This window comes from Algoriphagus aquimarinus, from assembly GCF_900112005.1.
GTDB lineage: Bacteria > Bacteroidota > Bacteroidia > Cytophagales > Cyclobacteriaceae > Algoriphagus > Algoriphagus aquimarinus.
The window spans coordinates 65,079-88,059 of sequence record NZ_FOKK01000012.1 but is presented as its reverse complement, the minus strand read 5'-3'; the positions used below and the strand labels follow the sequence as shown (position 1 = coordinate 88,059).

Genomic DNA, 22,981 nt, shown 5'->3' with positions numbered 1-22,981 from the left:
AGGAAAGAAATCTTCTTAAATTATATCGAATAATCCAGAAGTCATGACAACGAAGGTAACATTAGACATCAACGAAAAACTTGCCGAAAAAGCAAAAAAGTATGCCGAAGAGCAAGGGCAAAGTTTATCTGCTTTGGTAGAAACGCTTTTATCGGATGTAACTGAACCTAAGGAAAAAGTTTTAGAGAAAATAAAGCCCAAGAACCCTGAACTTGTGAAGAGGATATTAGATGGGACTGAGCCGATCCCAAAAGATCTAAAAGATTTTTTCGGTATTTTAAAAGGAATGTCTGAGGACGATGTTGAGAACGCAAAATGGGAGCACCTAAAAGAAAAACATGGCCTCTAGTTTTTTCATCGACTCCGACGTCATTTTAGATGCGTTGTTAGACAGAGAGCCTTTCGCGGCAAACGCTAGAAATATTTTTAAACTGGTTGCAAGTAGAGAAATTGAAGTCTTTTGCAGTTCTATTATTGTTACAAATGTTTTTTATCTAGTAAAAAAACAATTCAATTCAAACCGAGCATACAGTTCCATCGACAAATTACTTGGATATTTTAAAGTACTTCCAGTCGGTGAACTTGAAATCAAAAATTCAATCAAGAGTGGCTTTTCAGACTTTGAAGATGGTATTCAGCATCAGGTTGCACTTCAAAATCCCGCTATCAAAGCCATTGTGACTCGGAATACCAAGGATTATCGATTATCAACTATTGTAGTAATTACTCCGGCCGAACTATTAGCCCTCTTTAAATAAAATCCACCAAACCTTCCAGCTTCATCCCACGGCTACCTTTGATCAGAATCAGGTAATCTTCTAGCTTGCTATCCTGAAGCCAAACGCGGAACGAAAAAGGATCTGGGAAGTACAATGCCTTTGGGTATTTGGCTAAGGCAGATACTATTAACTGTCCTGTGAAGCAGACCTTTTCAATCTCATATTCACTGATGATTTCTCCAAGTCGCGCATGTTCCGCTTCCGCATGCTCTCCCAACTCAAACATATCACCGATGATCAGCATTTTATGTTTTTTGCCAGTCATTTCGCCAAACGTGCGAATAGCTACTTCCATGCTTGACGGATTAGCATTATAGGCGTCGAGGATGATCAGGTTACTTCGCTTTTCGACTAGCTGAGAGCGCATATTCGAAGGCTGATATTCAACTAGTGCCTTCACAGCCTTTTCTATCTCCACACCAAAAAACTTGCCTATCGTCAAAGCTGTAGCGATATTTCCAAAATTATAAGCTCCGATCAAGTGGCTCAAAAACACTTCGTCTTTACCATCCACAGAGAATTTTACAAAGGGATTTGCCTCTTCAAAAGTCACTTCACAGTAATCACCTTTTGCTGGATAAAGAATAGGGTCTTCGAATCTCTTACTTAGGTTTGAAAGTATTGGGTCTTGAGAATTGATAAAGGCCTTTCCACCATTGGATCTCAGAAACTGAAATAATTCTGTCTTGGTTTTCAACACGCCTTCCGGCCCGCCCATTCCTTCCAGATGTGCTCTGCCTATATTCGTAATCACACCATGAGTTGGCTCAGCGATGAGACATAGTTCTTCAATATCGCCTGGCTTGTTTGCACCCATTTCCACAATAGCGATCTGTGCATCTGTGCCAATTTCCAATAAAGTAAGCGGTACGCCGATGTGGTTATTAAGATTTCCGACTGTCGCGGATACGTTTAATTTCTGACTCAAAACAGCCTTCATTAGCTCCTTAGTAGTCGTTTTTCCATTCGATCCTGTCAAGCCTATGATTGGGATATTCAAAGTTTTACGATGATAATTCGCCAAATCCTGAAGCATCTTCAGTCCATCTTCTGCTAAAAAATAACGCTCGTCTTCCTCCACAAAATACTTGATATCGTCGATCACAACTACCGATGCGCCCATTTCCAAAGCGGTTGGTGCAAAGGAATTGGCATCGAAATTTGGACCTTTAAGTGCAAAGAAGATATTGCCCTTTTCGATTTTCCGGGTGTCTGTGCTGACACCAGTACTATTTTTGAAGATCGTATATAAAATGGAGACATTCATCGTTTCTGAAGAAATTAATCCCAAAATAAAGGAATCATTCACATCTTTGAACTGCGACTCACGTATTAATTTTTGACTTGCCCTTTTCTAATTCATGAGAAAAATCTGGATTTTCACTTTTCTACTCTTCAGTTTTAAGCTGAGCGCACAAGAAATTTTTCAAATAAATCAGTCTCCTCATGTAGAAATTGACGGCGTAAACCTAAGTGCTGCTTTCGCAGGTGGAATCAATTCTGCCCAGATTCAAACTATAGATCTCAATGGAGATCAGGTGGAGGAATGGGTGACCTGGGATATTAACTCGCGTCAGCTTCTAGTTTTCAAAAAAGAAGGAGAAACCTTTACTCACCTTCCAGAAATGAGCTATTCTTTTCCTACCGACATCTCTGGATTTCTGGTGTTCAAGGATTTTGACGGAGATGGTAAAAAGGATTTGTTCACTTCCACGGCACTAGGTATTAAAGCATATAAAAATACGACTACTGGCAATCAGGTATCGTGGGGGTTAGCTCAAAACTTCTTGAAAATTGATGGCTCAGGAAATATACAAACGAATAATTTGGACACTCCTCTGATTCAGGACTTGGATGGAGATGGAGATTTGGACTTAGTCATTTTCAATTTTGCCGGTGGCGATTACATGGAGTTTTACAAAAACACCAGCGTAGAGCGTAAGGGGACTGCGGATATTGATGGTTTTGCCTTTGGAGAAAATCACTGGGGAAACTTTGAGTTTTGTGGCTGTGGAGATATTTCTTTTGGCAAAACTTGCTCGGGACAAGACTTAAATACTCGCAAATTTGCTGACGGAAATGACAAAATCCTTCATTCAGGAGGGCATTCCATATTATATCAAGACCTAGATGATGATGGTATAAGCGACTTGCTCCTTGGTCGAGATGAGTGTAATGTTCTTTATTTCTTACCCAATTCAGGCACAAATGAAACTCCTTTTTTCACGAGTTTTAGCAATGAACTTCCTGGTTTCGGTTCACTGCCAGACTTCCCTGTTTTTCATATTGGTACGCTTCAAAACAATGAGCTGATCATCTCTTTGAATAGCAACGAACCATCAGTTAATTATGGGATTGATTTCTCAAACTCTATCCTAAGGATAAAAGACGGAGGAAATACATCTGCATTTCTTCAAAATCAAATGATAGATCTGGGAGAAAATTCTCGCCCAATATTTTTAGGAAATAAAGCTTCTGGAGAATTACTCGTCACTTCTAATGTAACTGAAGGAGGTAAAGTCAAATCTGTTCGAAATAGATTTCAGGTTTTCAATGGGATGTTTTCGCTGGTCCAAGGAGAATATGTAAATCTCACTCAGTTAGATTTGGTGGATGCCCAGTATATACATTTCAGGGATAAAAGTGGAGCGCTTCAGGTGTTAGCTTCAGGGATAGATTACAATGCTAGCATACCTACTCAGGTGATTTTTGATCTGAATGACATGCAATCCGATCCACTTACTTTTTCAGGTTACAATCCACAGCGTGGTGATTTTCTTCAGTTTTTCACCTACCAACAAAAAGACCACCTCTTAGTGGCTTCGCAAAATGGAAGCTTAGATCTGTATGAAGTGGATTTCACTACTTATCAGACGACCTTGCTACAGGAAAATTTTCTGGGCTTTGTGGACAATCCTGCCAATCGAAATCTCTCCATCGCAGTAGAACTACTACCCAAGCCTAATCTTTACGCAGTGGATCGAAATGGCTTCTTGATGAAAATTGATGACTTCATGAATTCAGATACGCGTCAGGAAGTTTTGGTTCAAGTAGGTGAACAGAATCTGCCGACGAAACTGGGGAGAAATACCTGGATTGCCTTAGTAAGTCCGCCTTTATCTGGCTCTCCAGACTTGGTGCTTGGTACTCGTGCTGGTGGTTTGATTTATCTGAGCTCTACGGATTCTTCGCAACTTCCAGATGGAGAGTATCAATTCAAAATATATCCAAATCCTACGGATGGCCCCATCAAAGTGATTTCGAATGCGCCTGCCAAAGCGCGATTGATCAACTCACTTGGACAAATTCTACTCACGGATATTGATATTCCAGCAAATATAGAAGTGGAGATTCAAGCAGGATTTTTGGCTCCGGGACTTTATATATTAAATCTGGAGATAGATGGGAAAGTCACCAAATCTGGCAAGATCTGGATACGCTAATTACAGGATTGGCTTTTGGGATTGTTTGAAATAGGGTAGTTTTGGATATAATATAAATCCATGAAGAACATATACTTACTTGCAATCTTGGGGATATTCCTCATTTCTTGCTCCTCGGATAAGGCCGAGCCCGCTGATCTAATTTTTACCAATGGGATAATCTACACCGTCAATGAATCTCAGCCCACAGCTGAAGCAGTCGCTGTGAAAGACGGGATGATTTTGGCCGTAGGCACAACCGAAGAAATCGAAAAACATAAATCAGAAAACACGGAGGTTATCGATCTCCAAGGGGAAACAATGACTCCTGGTATCATCGAATCCCACGCCCACTTGATGGGAATAGGTTACAACAAGCTAGAACTTGACCTCATGTATGTCAAAACATACGATGAACTAGTCGAGAAAGTGGCTGAGGCTGTTGCCAAAGCAAAACCTGGCGATTGGATCACTGGTCGGGGATGGCATCAGGACAAATGGATAGAGAAGCCTGAAAAAATGGTGAAAGGATTTCAGACTAATGAGCAGCTGAACGAAGTTTCTCCTGACAACCCTGTTTACCTTTCTCACGCAAGTGGACACGCAGCTTTTGCCAATGGCAAAGCCCTAGAACTTGCGGGCATCAGTAATCTAAAAGGTGAAAGACCAGGACAAGTCGAAGGAGGTGAAATTATTCTAGACGAATTGGGAAATCCTACAGGAATACTTTCTGAAAGAGCAGCAGGGTTAGTAGGTCGATTGATTCCAGCAGAGACTCCAGAGAGAGCTGAGCAAGCGTTGACTTTAGCTCTGAAGGAATTGAATGAAAAGGGAATCACAAGTTTCCATGATGCTGGAAGCGGGCAAGCTACGATCGACCTTATTCAGAAATTTAAAAACGAAGGAAAGCTTACAGTTCGCCAATATGTGATGCTTACAGGTACTCAACCTGCACTTTTGGAGAAATGGTATGAAAGAGGACCTATGATCGATTCGGTTGATCACCTATTGACAGTTCGATCTATTAAATTGAATTGTGATGGAGCGCTAGGATCGCGGGGAGCATGGCTTTTGGAAGATTATACAGATAGGGCAGGACATCGTGGTCATGAAACTCTACCTATGGAGGTAGTGACGGAGGTGTCCGAGAAAGCTATTCCAGCAGGTTTTCAAGTTTGTGCGCATGCCATCGGTGACCGAGCAAATCAGGAGATTCTTGATCGCTACGAGGCTGCTTTTGCTAATTATCCAGATTCCAAAAAACTGAGATTTCGTATCGAGCACGCGCAGCATATTCATCCAGATGATATTCCTAGGTTCGGTGAGTTAGGAGTGATTGCAGCTATGCAAGCCATTCACCTGAGCTCAGATCGTCCGTGGGCTATCGATAGATTGGGTGAAAAGCGTATTATAGATGGAGCTTACGTATGGCAGAAATTGATGCAATCCGGAGCGGTAGTGACCAACGGAACGGATGCTCCAGTAGAGCCAGTTGATCCTATTCCTTCCTTTTATGCTTCTGTGACACGCAAGACTTTGCAGGGATTGCCTGATGGAGGCTACGAAGGAGATCAGAAAATGACGCGTGCAGAGGCGCTAAAATCTTATACTTTAGATGGCGCATTTGCAGAATTTGAAGAAAATTTCAAAGGTTCCATTGAAGTAGGTAAAGCTGCAGATTTCACGGTTTTCGATAAGAATATCATGGAAGTTCCGGAGGATGAAATATTGGAAACCACAGTGGCAATGACAGTGGTAGCTGGAAAAGTGGTTTATAAGAAATAATAGTGGTCAGATTTCAGGAAGTGGATTACTTGTCAGAATAAATGAATTTAAGAGAAGTCTCAAATCGAAAGATTTGGGACTTTTTGCTTTTTACAGAGACCTGAATCCAGAATTTCATCCCATTTATTAATTCATCCATCAATTTGACAACCGACTTCTTCTAAAAAAACTTATTTTACACTCCTAAACATAATTCACTATGAAATCGAGCAAGTTGAAATCCACATAATCTGGGGAAATTATTAACAATGCGAGATTCCATCTGACCTTTGAAAATCAAAATATAAACAGATGAAAAAACTCTTTACATTTTTATGGCTTTTTTGCCTGATATGCAACTTTGCAATTGCTCAGGATGATGCGCCCAAGCCAATGACTTGGAAGGATATTCCAACTTGGAAATATATGAACAATGGTTCTTTCAAAATCTCTCCTGACGGGAAATGGATTGCCTACGGAATGACTGCCTTAGAGGCTGATGGAGAAGTTATTCTTCAATATGTAAGTGATCCCGATTCCACGCAGAGATTTAAAATTGGGTTCACAACTTATCCATCCATTGAATTCAGTGAGGACAGCAAGTGGATTGCTTTCAAAGAATATCCAACTTTTAAGGAGAAGGAAGCAAACAAAAAGTCTAAGGGCAAACCGCTTCACGACAAGCTCACCTTAATGAAATTGGGATCAAAGGAGAAAGAAGACAAGTTGACTTTTGAGAACGTAAGCAATTTCTCCTTCAACGAAGATGCTTCCACTCATCTTGCTGTCAACCTGACCAAAGACGGTGGCGGAGATGCCAAAGGATCTGATCTTTTGATCTATCATCTTAACACAAAAAAAACGCAGAATCTCGGAAACGTTGCTGAATTCTCTTTCAATAAGAGTGGCAACTACTTGGCATATACAGTAGATGCTGCCAACGAATCTGGAAATGGTATCTACTTATTCAACTTGAACAACAACAGCATTTCTGTGCTAGACTCGGACAAGGCTGCTTATAAGTCTATCAACTGGACCGAAAGCGGAGAGGCTTTCGCTGCGCTGAAAATGGTCAAGGACAAAAAATACAAGCAAGATCAAGGGAAATTAGTTGGGGTGAAAAACCTATCAAGTCCTCAAGTGACAGTGTATGATCCAGCTAAAGATTCTACAGGCTTTTCGAAAGAATATACGATCAGTCCTAACCGTCGCCCAATGTGGTCCGAGGATTTGACTAGACTTTTTTATGGTATTCATCCGCTCGTTTTAGCCAAAAAAGAAGAGGCGAAGAAAGAGGTAGATAAGGATTCAGTGAAACTAGCAGAAGCGGAAGCAATGAAGAGGATCATGGCAGACACTTCTATGAATTCCATCGCAGATCTTAAGAAAGCACTTTCCAAATTGGACTCTGGAAAAGTAAGTCCAAAAGACAACGATGCAGATAAACCAGATATGACTATCTGGCACTGGAACGATAGCCGTCTTCAGTCACGCCAGCAGGTGCTGGAAAATCAAGACAAGAATTACAGTTTCTACGCAATGTATAATGTAGCTACAGGCAAGCATATTCAGCTTCAGGATAGCACGATGCGTGATTTGAGCATTCAAGACAAAGAGAAATATGCGATTGGTTCAGACAATCAGGCTTATGAGTTAGAGTCTAATTTGGATGGTCAAAATTACCGTGACTTCTATATCGTAGATCTAATGACAGGTGAGAAAAAGACCTTGTTTACCAATTTCTATCTTCCGGGTTATTCTTCTTACCCTCGCAGTTCGCCGGACGGTACGAAGTTGATGTATGGATACGATGGTAACTATTACAGTTATGATATCGCGTCTGGTGAGGAAATGAATTTGACAGCTAGTTTGCCAGTGACATTTGTGAATGTAGATGATGATCACAATGTGATAAAGCCACTTGAAGGCTCACTTGGCTGGAGTAGTGATAGTCAGTATGTATTACTCAATGATGGCTGGGATATCTGGCAAGTACCAGTTACGGGGAAAGCTAAGGCAATGAATTTGACCCAAAACGGGAGAACAGATAAAATTAGATATCAGTATCGCTTTTCTCTTGATCCAGATGAAAAAGGTGTAAATCTAAGTAAGCCACTTTACATCCAAACTTACGGTGAGTGGACTAAGAAAAGCGGTATATCTGTAATCAGTAATTCAAAAAAAGGATTGTTACCAGGCGCGAAAGCTTTGGTTTGGGAAGATGCAAGCGTAGGGTCTTTGAAGAAAGCTGAGGATGTTGAAGTGTATTTCTTCAACAAGGAAACATTCAACCAACCAGATCAGATTTACACGGCAGATGCTTCGCTTTCTTCACCTAAGAAAGTGACAGAAAATGCTCCTGATGCTGGCAATTATGCTTGGTCATCAGGAACCAGATTAGTGGATTATGTTTCGGATAAAGGTGATACGCTTCAGGGAGCACTTTTCCTTCCAGCCAATTATGTAGAAGGAGAGAAATACCCAACGGTAGTTTATTACTACGAAAAGCTTTCTCAGACCCGTCACAACTGGGTGAATCCTGGATACAGCGGCACGGGCTGGAATCCAAATATATACACCAGTAATGGCTTTGCTGTATTTATTCCAGATATCGTCTATACGATGGATGATCCAGGAATGTCAGCAGTTTGGTGTGTGATCCCTGGTGTGAAAGCAGCTATAGCTACAGGCGTAATCGATGAGGAAAATATCGGGATCCATGGTCACTCTTGGGGTGGGTATCAGACGGCATTCTTGATTACTCAGACGGATATGTTCAAAGCAGCGGCAGCAGGTGCTCCGCTAACCAATATGATTTCTATGTACGATTTGATCTACTGGAATTCAGGTGGAGGAAATATGTCGATTTTCGAAGCTTCTCAGGGTAGATTTACTGGTGCGCCTTGGGAAAACTGGGAGTCTTACGAACGTAATAGCCCAGTTTATCATGTGAAGAATGTAACTACGCCACTGTTGATGCTTCATAATGATAAAGATGGAGCGGTAGATTTCACTCAGGGAATTGAGTATTACTCAGCGTTAAGAAGATTGAAAAAGCCAGTGATTTTGGTTCAGTACAAAGGTGAGAATCACGGTTTGGGCAAACTCGAAAACAGAAAGGATTACTCCGTAAGAATGATGGAATTCTTCGATCATCATCTGAAAGGAGCTAATGCACCAGTTTGGATGTCTAAAGGCATTGACAAGGTTGATCTGGATGAGCATCTAGAAAAAAGAGCATTTTAATTATAGAGGAGCTGTAAAAGGCTCCTCTTTTTTTTGCGTTGGGACTTATGATGGATAAAATTTATCAGATTTTCATCAAATCACCCCTATTATGGCCAAACGGTTGGGTAATCGTTTCACTTTCGCTTTATTTAAAAACCAATCGCAAAAGAGAATCAATACAACCCATGCAAGAAATCACCACAGAAAAGATAGTTGACTCAGATCTTGATATTGCCAACCTCAAGTCAATATGCCATCAGGAAATGGATTCAAATTATCACGAACACCTAGAAACCTATATATATGATGAGGATTTTGATAGTGTTTGGGATAGTTATGTCAATATCTCACCTGAAAAAGCCTGGGGAGGTAAAATGGTCCGATTCAAGCAATTGTATTCAAGAATAAACGGTGAAGAAGTTTTTCCTGGGCAAGTATACACTGGAGGTATAGGTGTAGGACAAGTGATTTTGCTAACTCTTCATGTCTTCAGCGGGGCTGTGAAATTAGTAGTAGGACATGAAGTAAAGGAAGTGAACAAGAAAAACCACCTGATTAAAATATGCTATTTGGAAAATTCAAAGTCAGAAGGATCCCAGTTGATCAGATTTAAAACATTGCCAAATGGAAAAACTGAAGTTTCTCATAAGACCTTCTATCGAAGTGGTTCCATGTTCAGAGATAAATTCATCTATCCCTATTTTCATACAAAAGCCATTAATGAATTTCATGGAAATGTAAGGAGCTTGATTCTATCAAAAATCTAAGCATATATTTTTAGTGAATTAAAGGGAAGGAGTCTGGATATCGGGCTCCTTTTTTTTGTCTTTGGCTTTCTGTTTGTAACTTTTAGTGAAACGAAAATTACTCACCAAAAATTTTTTGAGCATGACAGAGGACAGAGTAGAAACTTTTGATGCCATCATAATTGGTTCTGGCCAAGCTGGAAATCCGCTTGCATTGGCTCTAGCCAAAGAAAAGTGGAAAGTTGCTATAGTGGAAAAAGCAGTCCTTGGAGGCACCTGTGTCAACACAGGTTGTACGCCCACGAAAGCCTACGTCGCCAGTGCAAGAGCTGCTTGGGCAATAGCTAACGCGCATAATCTGGGAATTGAAGTGCCCAAGTCGCCCAAAGTCAACTTGAAAGCTATCAAGAAGAGAAAAGATAAAATTGTTTCTAGCTCTAGGTTAGGATTAAGAAAGGCGCTTGCTGATTCGCCTCAAATTTCCATGATCAGAGGGACAGCTACTCTTCTGGATAAAACTCGGGTAAAAGTAGGTTCTCGAGTACTGAAGTCATCCAAAATATTCCTCAATGTAGGAGCTAGAGCTAGAATTCCAGAGGGGTTTGCTGATGTGGGTTACCTCACAAATACCTCAATACTTCAGTTGGAAAAGATTCCTGAGCACCTAATCGTTGTGGGCGGAAGTTATATCGGACTAGAGTTCGCACAGATTTTCAGAAGATTCGGATCTAAAGTTACAGTTTTGGAAATGGGTAATTATCTGATTTCAAAAGAGGACCATGACACGTCAGACCTTGTCAGGGGAATCTTAGAAAATGAAGGGATAAAAGTGATTTGCGGAGCCAAATGTCTGCGAGGTAAAAACAAGAAATCTGGTGGCGCCACAGTTACTTTTCACAAGGAAGGAAAAGATAAGCAAGTCAGTGGATCACATCTGCTCATTGCGACAGGAAGAATACCCAACTCCGATCTTCTTAATCCCGAAAATGCGGATCTCACGGTCAACGATAGAGGCTATGTAGAAGTGAACTCGAAGCTTGAAACAACTATTAAAAGCATTTACGCTTTGGGAGATTGCAATGGCAGAGGGGCTTTTACGCACACTTCATACAACGACTATGAGATCATGGTAGATCAGCTTTTTGGTGATAAGAAAAAAACTGTCAACGATAGAATTATCAACTATGCTTTATACATAGATCCCCCACTTGGACGGGCGGGTATGACACTTTCTCAAGCAAAGGAATCTGGTAAAAATTTACTCTTTGCCCGTATGGCGATGAGTGATATTTCGCGGGCTAAGGAGAAAGGAGAAACTCAGGGGAAAATGGAGGTCATTGTAGATGCAGATTCTGAACAAATCCTCGGAGCAGCAGTTTTGGGAACAGGAGGAGATGAAATCATCGGGACTTTTTTAACCGCTATGTATGGCAAAATGAGTTACAAAACCCTGATGAATTCTGTGCAAACTCATCCTACGGTCACGGAGCTAATTCCTACACTACTTCAGCAACTAACCCCAGTTAAGAAATAACTATGAAAAAATCACATAAAGCATATGCCATCCTGAATATGATCGTGCTGATCGTAGTAATATTTTGGAATTACTGGGTGAATGCAAAAGGCCTGGATGGCAAAACCGTTAGTTCGCTTAGTGCGGACTATGAAAATCTATTCACGCCAGCAGGTTATGCATTTTCTATTTGGGGATTGATATTTTTAGCGCTTTTCGCACAGGCGATCTTCTTTATTTCTCGTGCTTTTAGCTCCACTAAAGATTCTGATTTTCTGACTCAAATCGGTCCCTATTTGATCATGGCAAATATCGGGAATGGCCTGTGGGTTTACATGTGGCTGATGGAATATACGGGTATCAGCGTAATCGTTATGTTGGGGATTTTAGCTAATCTTATTATAACTATTCTGAATACAAACATGGAGCGGTGGGATGCGCCTCGACCAATTATCTTTTGGCTATGGTGGCCTATTGCACTTTACAGTGGGTGGATTGCTGTGGCTACTATTGCTAACATTTCAGCTTACCTTGGAAAAGCCGGTTGGGGAGCTGGGGACTCAGAGATCACTTAGGCTATAGTTATGATAATCGTAGCCGTAATCCTCAACCTCTTTATGATCTTCACAAGAAACCTAAGGGAATTTGCTTGTGTTGGAGTTTGGGCATTGATTGCAATTTCAGTTAGACATTGGGGAAGTATACCCGAGCTACAGTGGACAGCGCTCTTGGGAGCAATCCTGCTTTTTATAGCGATCAGTTATCATGGGTATAAAAACAGAGCAACGGCGCCGTTTAATTTTAACTAAACTAACTAACATGAGAATTTTAAATAGATCTGAAAAATTAGCCTTAGCATTACCAATTTTGGCTGCTGCCGGCATTATGTTCTTTTCACAGAAAGCTCAAGCTCAACATTTGGAAACAGTTCCTTATGTGGATTTAGAAAAGTATGCTGGAGAATGGTTTGAAATAGCTTCTTTTCCTCAATCCTTCCAAAGAGGATGTACCTGTACCAAAGCCACCTATTCTGCTAATGAGGATGGAACAATAAACGTAGAAAATACATGTAACCTTCCTGATAAAGGAACCACGAAAACTGCAACAGCAAAGGCATTTGTGGAAGAGGGGTCTGGAAATGCCAAGCTCAAAGTTCAGTTCTTCTGGCCATTTAAAGGGAAGTACTGGATCATCGATTTGGCGGATGATTATTCCTATGCAGTAGTAGGTCATCCAAATCGTAAGTATCTCTGGATTTTGTCGAGGACGCCAGTGATGAATGAAGAGGTCTACCAAAAGCTAGTAGCTTCAGTAACAGAAAAAGGTTTTGACCCCTCTAAACTAGAGAAGACCATTCAGTGTGATTGAGTATAATACTTGAATTAGCCCAGATATATTGAATATTTGGGCTTTTGTTTTCCAGAATGAGGTGCTTTTGTCCAACCAAAACAGGTGCCTAGCCTGAGTAATATTTTTTTACGAGATCTTCCTTTAAAATAAACCTTCCCCAAACGGCGGAATTAGGAGATTTTTCGATATAATTAGAGTTAATTCAACCATTGAAAGAAACAAAGTGGTGTTGAATCAAATCTAAACTTCAAGTGTCATGGAATTCTTAAATGGATTAGACCCTCAACTCAAGATATTCTGGTATATCGCGATACCTGTTTCCTTGATTTTCGTGTTACAGACGATTTTGACGTTTGTGGGTGGAGGCGGCTCGGATGGTTTAGAAGCTGATTTCGATGGTGACCTAGATGGGGCTGAAGCTCCATTTCAGATGTTTTCTCTAAGAAATTTGATCAATTTCTTACTTGGTTTTAGCTGGACGGGAATCTCATTTTATAAGCTTATTCCAAATTCCAAATTACTCATATTCATTAGTCTAGCAGTAGGTTTTGCTTTTGTTTACTTCTTTTTTCTAATCATCAAACAGATTCAAAAGCTGGGAGAAGACAATACTTTTCGCTTAGAAAAAACATTGGACAAAATCGCGGACGTTTACTTAGCTATCCCTGGCAGAATGCAGGGAAAAGGTAAAATCATGGTGAGCCTGAATGGTTCTGTCCGTGAGATCGATGCAATGACTGAACAAGATAAAATAGAAACAAACGCCACCGTTAAAATCAAACGTGTAGAAAGTGGTAATATCCTCATCGTAGAAAAGCTTTAACTTAATTCTTTTATGGATCCTTTAATTCTCATCGTCGTCGCGACGATCGTCACCTTTGTGACTATTCTGGCACTTGTCTCCCGATACAAACGCTGCCCTTCAGATAAAATCCTCGTCGTTTATGGTAAAACCGGTGGTACTTCGGCAAGATGTATTCATGGTGGTGGAGCTTTTATCTGGCCAGTGATTCAGGATTATGCTTATCTGGACTTAAAGCCTATTTCTATTGAAGCCAATTTGACTAATGCACTAAGCCGTCAAAATATTCGGGTAGACGTTCCTTGTAGATTTACCATTGCTATTTCTACCGATACGGATACGATGAATACCGCTGCCGAGCGTTTGCTTGGCTTGGCTCATGAGCAAATCCAAGAGCTTTCAAAAGACATTCTTTTTGGTCAGTTGCGTTTGGTGATTGCTACGATGACTATTGAGGAAATCAACTCTGATCGTGATAAATTTCTGGAGAGTATTTCTAAAAATGTAGACAGCGAATTGAAGAAAATCGGCTTGAAACTGATAAACGTAAACGTAACGGATATCAAGGATGAGTCAGGTTATATAGAGGCGCTTGGAAAAGAAGCTGCTGCTAAAGCAATCAACGAGGCAAAAATCTCTGTGGCTGAGCAGGAGAAAATAGGTGAAACTGGTAAAGCACTTGCTGATCGGGAAAAGGACGTTCAGATAGCCGATACCCAGCGTGACCGTGATGTGAAAATAGCTATAACCCATAAAAACCGGGAAGTCAGCATAGCGGAAGCAGCAAAAGACGAGAGCATAGGTAAAGCTGAAGCGCAAAGAGATACTCGGGTGAAAACCTCGGAAGCGAATGCTATTGCTATCAAAGGAGAGAATGAGGCTAAAATCTCAATTGCACAATCTGATGCACTGAGAAGAGAAAAAGAAGCGGAAGCCTTAAGAACTGCCTTAGCATCAGAGAAAGTCCAAAGTGCAAGAGCACTCGAAGAGTCTTATGTGGCTGAGCAAAAAGCTGAAGATGCTAGAGCTGAGCGTGAGCGATCTACTCAGCATGCCAATGTGGTGATACCTGCCCAAATCGCTAAGCAACGGGCAATCATAGATGCTCAAGCAGAGGCTGAGCGAATCAGAGAACAAGCAAAAGGCGAGGCTGACGCTATCTTTGCAAAAATGGAAGCTGAGGCGAAGGGCCTTTATGAAATATTGACAAAGCAAGCAGAAGGTTATCGTGAGGTAGTAAGTGCGGCAGGTGGAGATCCTACCAAAGCATTCCAATTACTTTTAATTGAGAAACTTCCGGAGTTAGTCAGAACTCAGGTGGAAGCAGTGAAAAACATCAAAATCGATAAGATTACTGTTTGGGATTCAGGAAATAATGAAAACGGGAATGGCTCCACAGCCAATTTTGTTTCTGGTATGATGAAGACTGTCCCACCTCTCAATGATCTCTTTAATATGGCGGGGTTAAATCTCCCTACTTACTTGAAAGGAGAAGATCTAAATGAGCCTACTAAAGCGAAAGAAGAACCAAAACCTGAAAAGGAATAACCTACAATAAATGAAAGCCCGAATTTTCGGGCTTTTTTGTGCTTAAGCTTAGCTCTCATCGAGCATGGATTTTGTGTAGTTTTGCTCAGTCATTCTAATCACCTTCATCCTATAATGAAAAAACAATTCCTCACCCTTGTTCTTTTGGTACTTACGAATCTTGTTCTGGCCCAAAATGAGTTTAATCACTGGTCTCTAGAAACAAATGCCGGTTTCAACAAAGCCATGGCTCCCCTCACTCCGGGTTTCCTTACGCCTACTTTAAATGTTGGGCACCTAGATTTCGGCGTGCGCTACATGCTTAATGAGAAATTTGGTTTCAAAGGAGACATAGGGTTCGGTTCATTTTCGGAGGCTAAAGGTCACAGTCCATCCTTTACCACTAACTATTTTAGAGCGGATCTGCAGGGTGTTGCCAACATTGGTAGGATCATGAATTTTGAATCTTTTTCTAGAAATATTGGACTTCTTAGCCATTTTGGAGCAGGAGCTGGAAGAGTTAGCTACGAGTATACGGTCCTCAACACTGAGCCTGATTACGTTTATAACTTCATTACAGGTGTGACTGGTCAATTAAAGTTAGGTCGTCGAGTGGCGCTTACAGGTGATATTTCCATGATTCTAAATGGCAGACAGACTTATACTTTGGATGGGAATCAGTACAACGCCGACGTGCAGCCCGCACAGCCTAATACCAATCCACTAGTTCATGCACCTGCCACTTGGTGGACAGGAACTCTTGGTCTTAACTTCTATTTAGGTAAAAATGAAGAGCATGCTGATTGGTATATAGCTGCAGATAAATATGCTACTAAGGAAGAGCTGGCCACGCAGATCAATGGCATCAAAGACATGTTGAAAGATTCTGATGGTGATGGCATTCCTGATTACTTGGACAAAGAACCTAATACTCCTGCGGGAGCTAGAGTAGATTCGCATGGCTCAACGATGGATTCTGACGGAGATGGTACTCCAGATCACGTTGACAAATGCCCATTCCTTCCTGGTCCATCATCGACAAACGGATGTCCGGTAGAAGAAGTGACAGAGCAAATTGACTTCTTCAGGAAAGCTATTAATGATGGATATGTAAATGTGTATTATGCATTCGATAGTGCCAAGCCACTTGGATACTCTATTAGCGCTGCTAACTATGTGTCAAACTTCTTGAAAAAGAACCCAGGAGTACGTGTCGAGATCAAAGGATATGCAGACGAATTGGGGCCTGAAGATTACAATAGGAAGCTTTCAGAAAAAAGAGCTAAGTCAGTATATGATGTTCTCGTAGCTTCCGGTGTTGATGCTTCAAGGCTTTCTTACAAAGGCTATGGTGAAGATACTAGCGTGGATAAAACCTCTGCTGACGCAAGACAATTGGCTAGAAGAGCTAGCTTCGAAGTGAAATAAGGTTTTTATAACCTTAAATGAAAAACCCGGTTCCTTATGGAGCCGGGTTTTTGTATTTTATCTAAGGTATGCAGAAAGCATCCAAACTACCTTTTCCTTTGCAGTGATGTAATCACTCATCAACGAGGCAGTTCCTTCGTCATTCGAAGATTCTGCGGCTTCCAGCGTTTCTCTTTCTAATTGTAATAAGGTGTTCAAATTACTTTTCACCGTCTCCACCATTTTGGTAGGCTCTTGGATCTCTTTTGCTTCCTTTATAGTAGCTGTTTCTATATATTCTTGATAGGAAGAAAGAGGTCTGGCTCCCAAGGTCAAGATGCGTTCCGCAGTTTCATCCACAGCTAAATTAGCAGCATTGTAAAGTTCTTCGAATTTAGCGTGAAGTTCAAAGAAATTCGGGCCTGATACATTCCAATGAAAATTTCTCAAATTCTGATAGTAAACCTGATAATTAGCAAGCAAGTCATTAAGCTTTTCTACTAAAACCTTACTTTCTTTGATTTCTAATCCGATGTCGTTCGTTTTCATATGTTTATTGTTTGTTTTTCAATTGTCATATGGAATCTCGCATGCAATTTAATTATCCCGGTGTGTGACGCCCGAGGGATGCTCGATTTCATATTTAAGTTGTTTAATTTTCTCTACTTGAATTAAAGTATAAATTTACTCAATAGGCCTACGCCTTCCCAACTGATAAAATCTATCTCCAAGTCATACTATCTATGTGATTAGGAAGTTAGTAACGATAGTAATCAAGTTCGATTAATGAAAAAAAGATTTCAAGACCTTACCTCCTTAGACTTTTACACCAACAAGAAGCAGGTCAAATGGATTGTTGTTGCTGCATCCTTATTCATAGGAGCAGGTTCAATCTGGTATACAAATAGTTTGGTGGAGGAATTGCGGGAGCGCGAAAGGCGTCAAATAGAACTGCTTTCCAGCGCCTTGGAATATGCGGCTACCACGATGGAAAATCTGACTTTTATCAATCAGGAAATTATCCAACAGAATTATTCCATACCTATCATCATGGTGGATGATACTGAAAATCCCATCGAATTCAGAAATATCCCTTTTAAGAATAATGCAAGTGCTGAGGATTCTGTAGAAACGTTGAAAAAGGAGCTGGCTGAGATGCGTGCTGAATACGAGCCTATCTTACTTCCTGAAGCGGATATTCAGATTTTTTATAGGAACTCAGAATTACTGATTAATTTAAAATACTACCCCTACGTACAGTTGGGAGTTATTTTGATTTTTGGAGTACTGGCCTATGCGCTTTTCAACCAAAGCAAAATTGCAGAGCAAAATCGAGTGTGGGCTGGACTGACCAAGGAAACAGCTCATCAGCTTGGAACCCCGATTGCCTCATTGATGGCTTGGATAGATTACCTGCGCAATTCACCCGTCTGGGATGAAAACAAAGAAATCATCACCGAAATGGACAAGGATGTGGTGAAGTTGAGGATGGTGACGGAGCGATTTAGTAGCATAGGATCCAAACCAGTGATCCAATCAGGAAATGTATTTGAGACGATAGAAGACACTATTAATTACCTCCGTCCGAGGATTTCTACTAAAGTGGAAATGAATATTTATGCAGATGCCAAGGATCTGGATGCGATGATGAATAAGCCACTTTTTGAATGGGTGATCGAGAACATTTGCAAAAATGCCGTGGATGCGATGAAGGGTAAAGGGAAAATTGACATTGAAATACTTCAGGACAGCGACAAATTTGTGATCATTGACATCACAGATACGGGCAAAGGAATGGAAAAGCGCATGTACCGCCGTGTTTTCAATCCTGGATTTTCCACTCGGCAAAGAGGCTGGGGACTTGGGCTGACTCTCGCCAAAAGAATTGTGGAAGGTTATCACGGAGGTAAAATCTTCGTCAAACATTCCGAAGTAGGCAAAGGAACTACCTTCCGGATTCTGCTCCATGGAAGTCACGAGGGAGCATCACAGTTTATTACAGAAGGAATCTTGGAATATTAACTCGTTGTATTTACGAATTTTGAATTACGATTTACGAGGGCAATTTGGACTTCAGTCATTACTTCCTACAGTAAACCCTTTCGCTTATTCAATGATGAATGTCGAATGAAGAATATACAATGATGAAGGGGGCAGCACAGAAATCTCAATTTTCAATTCTTCAATTTTAAATTCCCTTCAGGCTTTTTTCCCTACCTTTGCACCCTTAATTTGATGTCTCCCATGAGTTTGAAAGAAGAAATCCAGAAGCGTAGAACCTTTGCCATTATTGCTCACCCTGATGCGGGTAAGACCACGCTAACTGAGAAGTTGTTGCTTTTTGGTGGTGCGATACAGACTGCCGGTGCCGTGAAGTCGAATAAAATCGATACGGGAACCAAGTCAGATTGGATGGCGATAGAGAAGCAAAGAGGTATCTCTGTGGCGACTTCTGTTATGGGATTTGAATACAAGGACATCAAAATCAACTTGCTCGATACTCCCGGTCACCAGGACTTTGCAGAAGATACCTACCGTACATTGACTGCGGTCGATTCAGTAATTATGGTGATTGACTGCGTAAAAGGTGTGGAGATTCAGACGGAGAAACTCATGGAAGTTTGCCGGATGAGAAATACTCCAGTGATCTGCTTTATCAACAAACTCGATAGAGAAGGTCGTGATCCGTACGAGTTGATCGAAGAAGTGGAGCAAAAGCTAAATATTCAATGCCGTCCGCTTTCTTGGCCTATAGGTATGGGCAAAAGCTTCAAGGGTGTTTACAATTTATACGATCAAAAGCTGAATCTATTTACTCCCTCTCAGCGAAAGCTAAGTGATGTACGTCAGTCATTTGAAGATGTGAATGACCCAGAATTGGATGGGCTAATTGGGAGTAACTTTGCCAAGCAACTTCGAGAAGATGTGGAGTTGATTAATGGAGTATATCCTGATTTCGATCCTACAGAGTATTTGGAGGGAAAAGTAGCGCCGGTATTCTTTGGTTCAGCAGTAAATAACTTCGGTATCAACGAGATGCTAGATACTTTTATCAAAATAGCTCCGGCACCTAAAAGCCGTAGAACGGAAGATCGTGAAGTGAAGCCGGATGAGAAGAAATTTTCAGGTTTTATATTTAAGATCCACGCCAATATGGATCCGAATCACCGAAATAGAATTGCTTTCTTGAGAATATGCTCAGGTACATTTGAGCGAAATAAGCCTTACAATCACGTGCGTGGGCCAAAGCCATTGCGCTTTTCCAATGTGACGCAGTTTATGGCGCAGGACAAGGAAATGGTCGATGAGGCATTTCCAGGAGATATAGTAGGTCTTTATGATACAGGGAATCTAAAGATTGGCGATACGCTGACGGATGGCGAAGACATGCAGTTTGTAGGTATTCCGAGTTTCTCTCCGGAGATTTTCCGTGAAGTGGTGAATAAGGATGCGATGAAGACCAAGCAACTCGAAAAAGGCTTGAAGCAACTCATGGAAGAAGGAGTAGCACAGATGTTCACCTTTGATATGGGTTCGAGAAAAGTAGTCGGAACTGTCGGTCAACTTCAATTTGAAGTAATCCAGTTCCGTCTGAAAAACGAATACAATGCCACGGTTGAGTTTCATCCTATGAACCTGTATAAAGCCTGCTGGATCACCAGTAAGGATAAAAATCAGCTGGAAGAATTTGTCCGCTCCAAAAACCGTCACATTGCCCATGATAAAGACGGTAAGCTGGTCTTTATGGCCGAGTCAAAAGCCTGGCTTCAGATGGTAATGGATAATTACCCTGATATAGAATTCCATTTTACTTCGGATATTTGATGGAAAACCCTCCAGATTTTAAAATCTGAAGGGTTTTTACTTATATACCTATTTTTCAATAGTGTAGCTAAATCTTAAAATCCCAGGCTTACCGCCGCTGCTAATACCCTCAATCTCTCCATAAATCACATTCTCGGCATCAGAATTGAAGAAGGAAACGGATGCTTTTCCAAGTGAATCTGATTGAATATTCGGAGCCCACAGGAGAGTTGCACGCCGATCTGGTTTTGCCTGATTAAGTTCTTGTAGAGGGTACTTTGGGGAATAAAACTCTTTTGCAATCTGATAGCCTATTACTGGAGGTCTTTCATCTTTTTCACTTGCTGCGATTGCGCCTCCAATTTCCTTTTTGGTATAGAATCCTATCACACCATTTGCTCCTCTTGCACCAAATATTGCAGTGTCAGGGCCTTTCCATACGGTATAATTTTGAATTTCGTGAACGGGTAAAGTTTGTAAACTCTCCAGTTTGATGGGGAAATCATTCAGCAAAATCAAAGGCTCCATACTGCTGTTGATGGAACCTACACCCTGAATTAGAATCTTGGAACTTGGTCCAGTGCCTGTTATTTGAACACCAGATACCCTTCCTTTGACGAGATCTAGGGGGTGCTGTTGGTTTTCAAGTCCAATGTTGCCTGCCACTTGCATCTGAACAGTTCCAGCGCCATAAGTACTTGAAATTGGGGAAGGAGCATCAATTCTTTTTCCCTTCACCTCAACTCCCTCAAGAGCCAGTTCTGAGTTATCAAAGTCAAATGCTTTTTCAATCGCTGTACGCTCGGTAGCTTTTGTTATGAAACTCTGCTCTAAATCGCCAGGTCGAATAGGTGTAGAAGGGATGTGATAGGCTAGACTAGGGGAATGGTAGGATCTATCTATAAAAATAGTAGCGGATTTTCTGTTGCGCGAATTCCCTTGTAAGATTACTTTAGTTGAGTCAAAAAAGATAAGATCGTGTATTTCAAATTCGCCAGTTGAGTTGCTTGTGGCTGTTTTTGATTCAGCAATCGGAAATAAAGACAGGTAAGAAACCGTTCCTTCTTCTAAAGGCTGATTATTCTTAGAGTCAGTAAGAACTCCTCTGATCGACAAACCTCTTTCAACTCTATAAATAGGATCTAGCGCATTTTCGCTCAATGCCTGTTTGATCGTGAATTTTCTCCAGCCTTGTGTGAGCATGAGGATATCCAGGTCTTTTTCCCGATTCTGATTGCTGGGATTAAAATAGTATCCGGGTGATTCGATATGCCCTTTCAGTTCGGACGAAAGCAAAAGGTTCGATTGTATTGTTTCCTTGTTTACATCCACAGCTACCTGTCCGCCATCGAAAATAGTCATTGACAAGTTGGCCTCCATTGGCTTTCCTTCTTTATCCTTTACTTCGATATCAACCTGAACTTGTTCTCTTGGCCTATAAATAGATTTGTTCATGGAAGCTGTGATCGTCATCTGATCCTGATGATCTATGAAAACTAGCCGCTCAGCCAAGGGATTTCCTGTTTCATCCAAAACGGTTATTTGAGCGATCCCAGATGGGAATTCTTTCTTTGGGATACGGATAAAGCTAACATTTTTTGATAGATCAGCTTGGCTAGATGCACAGACTATTCCACGTGTTTGCGCCAAAAGATAGACAGTTTGAAGGTTGGAATTCTCTGAAGCTTGAACCTTCACGAGGATATCTGCTGTAGTAGGCGAATTCGTCACAGAGAGAATTATTCCTGAATCAAGGGCTTTTGGCAGCGGTACTATTTCATCGCTATTCTCTAATAATGCTGTGTATTTCTTCCCTTCTTTGGGCATCAAGGCAAAAACACCCATACCCAATTTATTGCTTTCAAACGTAGCAACTTCCTGTTCGTCTTCAAGGACTTTTCCTTTCACCAATTTACCCAATCCGTCCTTTCCGATAGCTTTGAAGCCTACTTTACTCATGATCCCATTGACTAAATTACCTCCTTCGGGAAAAAACTGAAGAGCTATGGCTTCATCACTTAACACATTATTGATGGGGTCTTGGGTATTCCAGATTTTTATCTGTTTATGAAAAAAATAAGCTGCATCGGCATTCCGCATCCAATTGGTATAGGAGCGAACTAGGTAGTTTCCTGAGGGAAGTGATTCATCTAATTCTACCTGACCTGCGGCAAAACCCTCTGGAGAAAAAAGCTGATGCTGCTGTATAACTTCACCGGAACTATTGATCAACTCTACATAAATAGTGTTGCTGAGTAAAGAAGCTTCGTGGTATGGACCAGCGGTCAGGTAAGCTTTAAGCCAAATAGTTTCCCCAGCGGCATAGTCATCTCTGTCTATATGGATATAAACTTTCTCTTGGGGACTTTCAGCGAGATATTTCTCAAAGGAAGAAATGATTCTATCTAAAGGATCAGTAGCTGGAGAGAAGGAAATAAGGACTAGGGCAATAAACCCAAACAGTGTTCCGAGGCGGTACTTTGTTTTTTTTGGTTTTATCAAAATCCTCATCTTTAATTTAGTTCTTAAGTAAGATAAATATTTAAGAATAATCTAGAGTATTAGTTTGTATGATTTTGATAAACAGTAAGCCTTATTTTAATTGGTGTATAGCAATTACTTATGGATATAATTCCACT

General features: G+C 41.0%; 17 protein-coding genes. 14 read left to right on the top strand and 3 right to left on the bottom strand.

What is annotated here, in order from left to right:
* Nucleotides 1–43 precede the first annotated feature (43 nt).
* Complete coding sequence (locus BM291_RS15340) at nt 44–349, top strand: DUF6364 family protein (protein WP_092898995.1); 306 nt, start codon at nt 44–46, stop codon at nt 347–349.
* A complete protein-coding gene (locus BM291_RS15335; RefSeq protein WP_092898993.1) occupies nt 339–758 on the top strand; it encodes a PIN domain-containing protein in 420 nt (139 codons plus the stop codon). Before BM291_RS15340 ends, BM291_RS15335 begins: the two co-directional genes overlap by 11 nt.
* Here the strand turns inward: BM291_RS15335 and BM291_RS15330 are convergent.
* Entirely contained in the window at nt 751–2,046 is a 1,296-nt protein-coding gene (locus BM291_RS15330) for a UDP-N-acetylmuramoyl-tripeptide--D-alanyl-D-alanine ligase (RefSeq protein WP_092898991.1), read from the bottom strand. The two genes, BM291_RS15335 and BM291_RS15330, sit on opposite strands and share 8 nt — an antisense overlap.
* Before the next feature lie 94 nt (nt 2,047–2,140).
* On the opposite strand from BM291_RS15330, the gene BM291_RS15325 reads away from it, so the two are divergent.
* The 10 genes from BM291_RS15325 to BM291_RS15280 all read left to right on the top strand — a co-directional run bounded on the left by BM291_RS15325 (nt 2,141) and on the right by BM291_RS15280 (nt 16,559).
* The gene (locus BM291_RS15325; protein ID WP_092898989.1) at nt 2,141–4,222 is read left to right on the top strand and encodes a T9SS type A sorting domain-containing protein; all 2,082 of its coding nucleotides are present in this window, start codon (nt 2,141–2,143) and stop codon (nt 4,220–4,222) included.
* Between the two features lie 60 nt (nt 4,223–4,282).
* A complete protein-coding gene (locus BM291_RS15320; protein WP_092898987.1) occupies nt 4,283–5,986 on the top strand; it encodes an amidohydrolase in 1,704 nt (567 codons plus the stop codon).
* 291 nt (nt 5,987–6,277) lie between these two features.
* Nucleotides 6,278–9,211, top strand: coding sequence for a S9 family peptidase (locus BM291_RS15315; RefSeq protein WP_092898985.1), 2,934 nt, complete (start codon nt 6,278–6,280; stop codon nt 9,209–9,211).
* Nucleotides 9,212–9,378: 167 nt separating this feature from the next.
* Nucleotides 9,379–9,960, top strand: coding sequence for a hypothetical protein (locus BM291_RS15310; RefSeq protein WP_139229110.1), 582 nt, complete (start codon nt 9,379–9,381; stop codon nt 9,958–9,960).
* Nucleotides 9,961–10,081: 121 nt separating this feature from the next.
* A complete protein-coding gene (locus tag BM291_RS15305) occupies nt 10,082–11,473 on the top strand; it encodes a mercuric reductase (protein ID WP_092898981.1) in 1,392 nt (463 codons plus the stop codon).
* A gap of 2 nt (nt 11,474–11,475) precedes the next feature.
* Nucleotides 11,476–12,027, top strand: a complete 552-nt coding sequence (locus tag BM291_RS15300; RefSeq protein WP_217647328.1) for a hypothetical protein — start codon at nt 11,476–11,478, stop codon at nt 12,025–12,027.
* Between the two features lie 244 nt (nt 12,028–12,271).
* Nucleotides 12,272–12,820: a lipocalin family protein gene (locus BM291_RS15295; RefSeq protein WP_217647327.1), complete on the top strand. Its 549-nt coding sequence runs from the start codon at nt 12,272–12,274 to the stop codon at nt 12,818–12,820.
* Between the two features lie 238 nt (nt 12,821–13,058).
* Nucleotides 13,059–13,625: an NfeD family protein gene (locus BM291_RS15290; protein ID WP_092898979.1), complete on the top strand. Its 567-nt coding sequence runs from the start codon at nt 13,059–13,061 to the stop codon at nt 13,623–13,625.
* Between the two features lie 12 nt (nt 13,626–13,637).
* Complete coding sequence (locus BM291_RS15285; protein ID WP_092898977.1) at nt 13,638–15,152, top strand: flotillin family protein; 1,515 nt, start codon at nt 13,638–13,640, stop codon at nt 15,150–15,152.
* A gap of 114 nt (nt 15,153–15,266) precedes the next feature.
* Nucleotides 15,267–16,559 carry an OmpA family protein gene (locus BM291_RS15280; protein ID WP_092898975.1) on the top strand — a complete coding sequence of 431 codons (1,293 nt, stop codon included), beginning with the start codon at nt 15,267–15,269 and terminating at the stop codon, nt 16,557–16,559.
* A gap of 57 nt (nt 16,560–16,616) precedes the next feature.
* Here BM291_RS15280 and BM291_RS15275 read toward each other — a convergent pair whose 3' ends face one another.
* Nucleotides 16,617–17,087 carry a Dps family protein gene (locus tag BM291_RS15275; protein WP_092898973.1) on the bottom strand — a complete coding sequence of 157 codons (471 nt, stop codon included), beginning with the start codon at nt 17,085–17,087 and terminating at the stop codon, nt 16,617–16,619.
* Nucleotides 17,088–17,324: 237 nt separating this feature from the next.
* Here BM291_RS15275 and BM291_RS15270 point away from each other — a divergent pair, with 237 nt between their 5' ends.
* Nucleotides 17,325–18,560: a sensor histidine kinase gene (locus BM291_RS15270; RefSeq protein ID WP_092898971.1), complete on the top strand. Its 1,236-nt coding sequence runs from the start codon at nt 17,325–17,327 to the stop codon at nt 18,558–18,560.
* A 222-nt stretch (nt 18,561–18,782) separates the two neighbouring features.
* On the top strand, nt 18,783–20,363 hold the full coding sequence (locus tag BM291_RS15265) for a peptide chain release factor 3 (protein ID WP_092898969.1): 1,581 nt from the start codon (nt 18,783–18,785) through the stop codon (nt 20,361–20,363).
* A 48-nt stretch (nt 20,364–20,411) separates the two neighbouring features.
* On the opposite strand, the gene BM291_RS15260 is transcribed toward BM291_RS15265, so the two are convergent.
* Nucleotides 20,412–22,844, bottom strand: a complete 2,433-nt coding sequence (locus tag BM291_RS15260; protein ID WP_175499723.1) for a TonB-dependent receptor plug domain-containing protein — start codon at nt 22,842–22,844, stop codon at nt 20,412–20,414.
* Between the last annotated feature and the right edge of the window lie 137 nt (nt 22,845–22,981).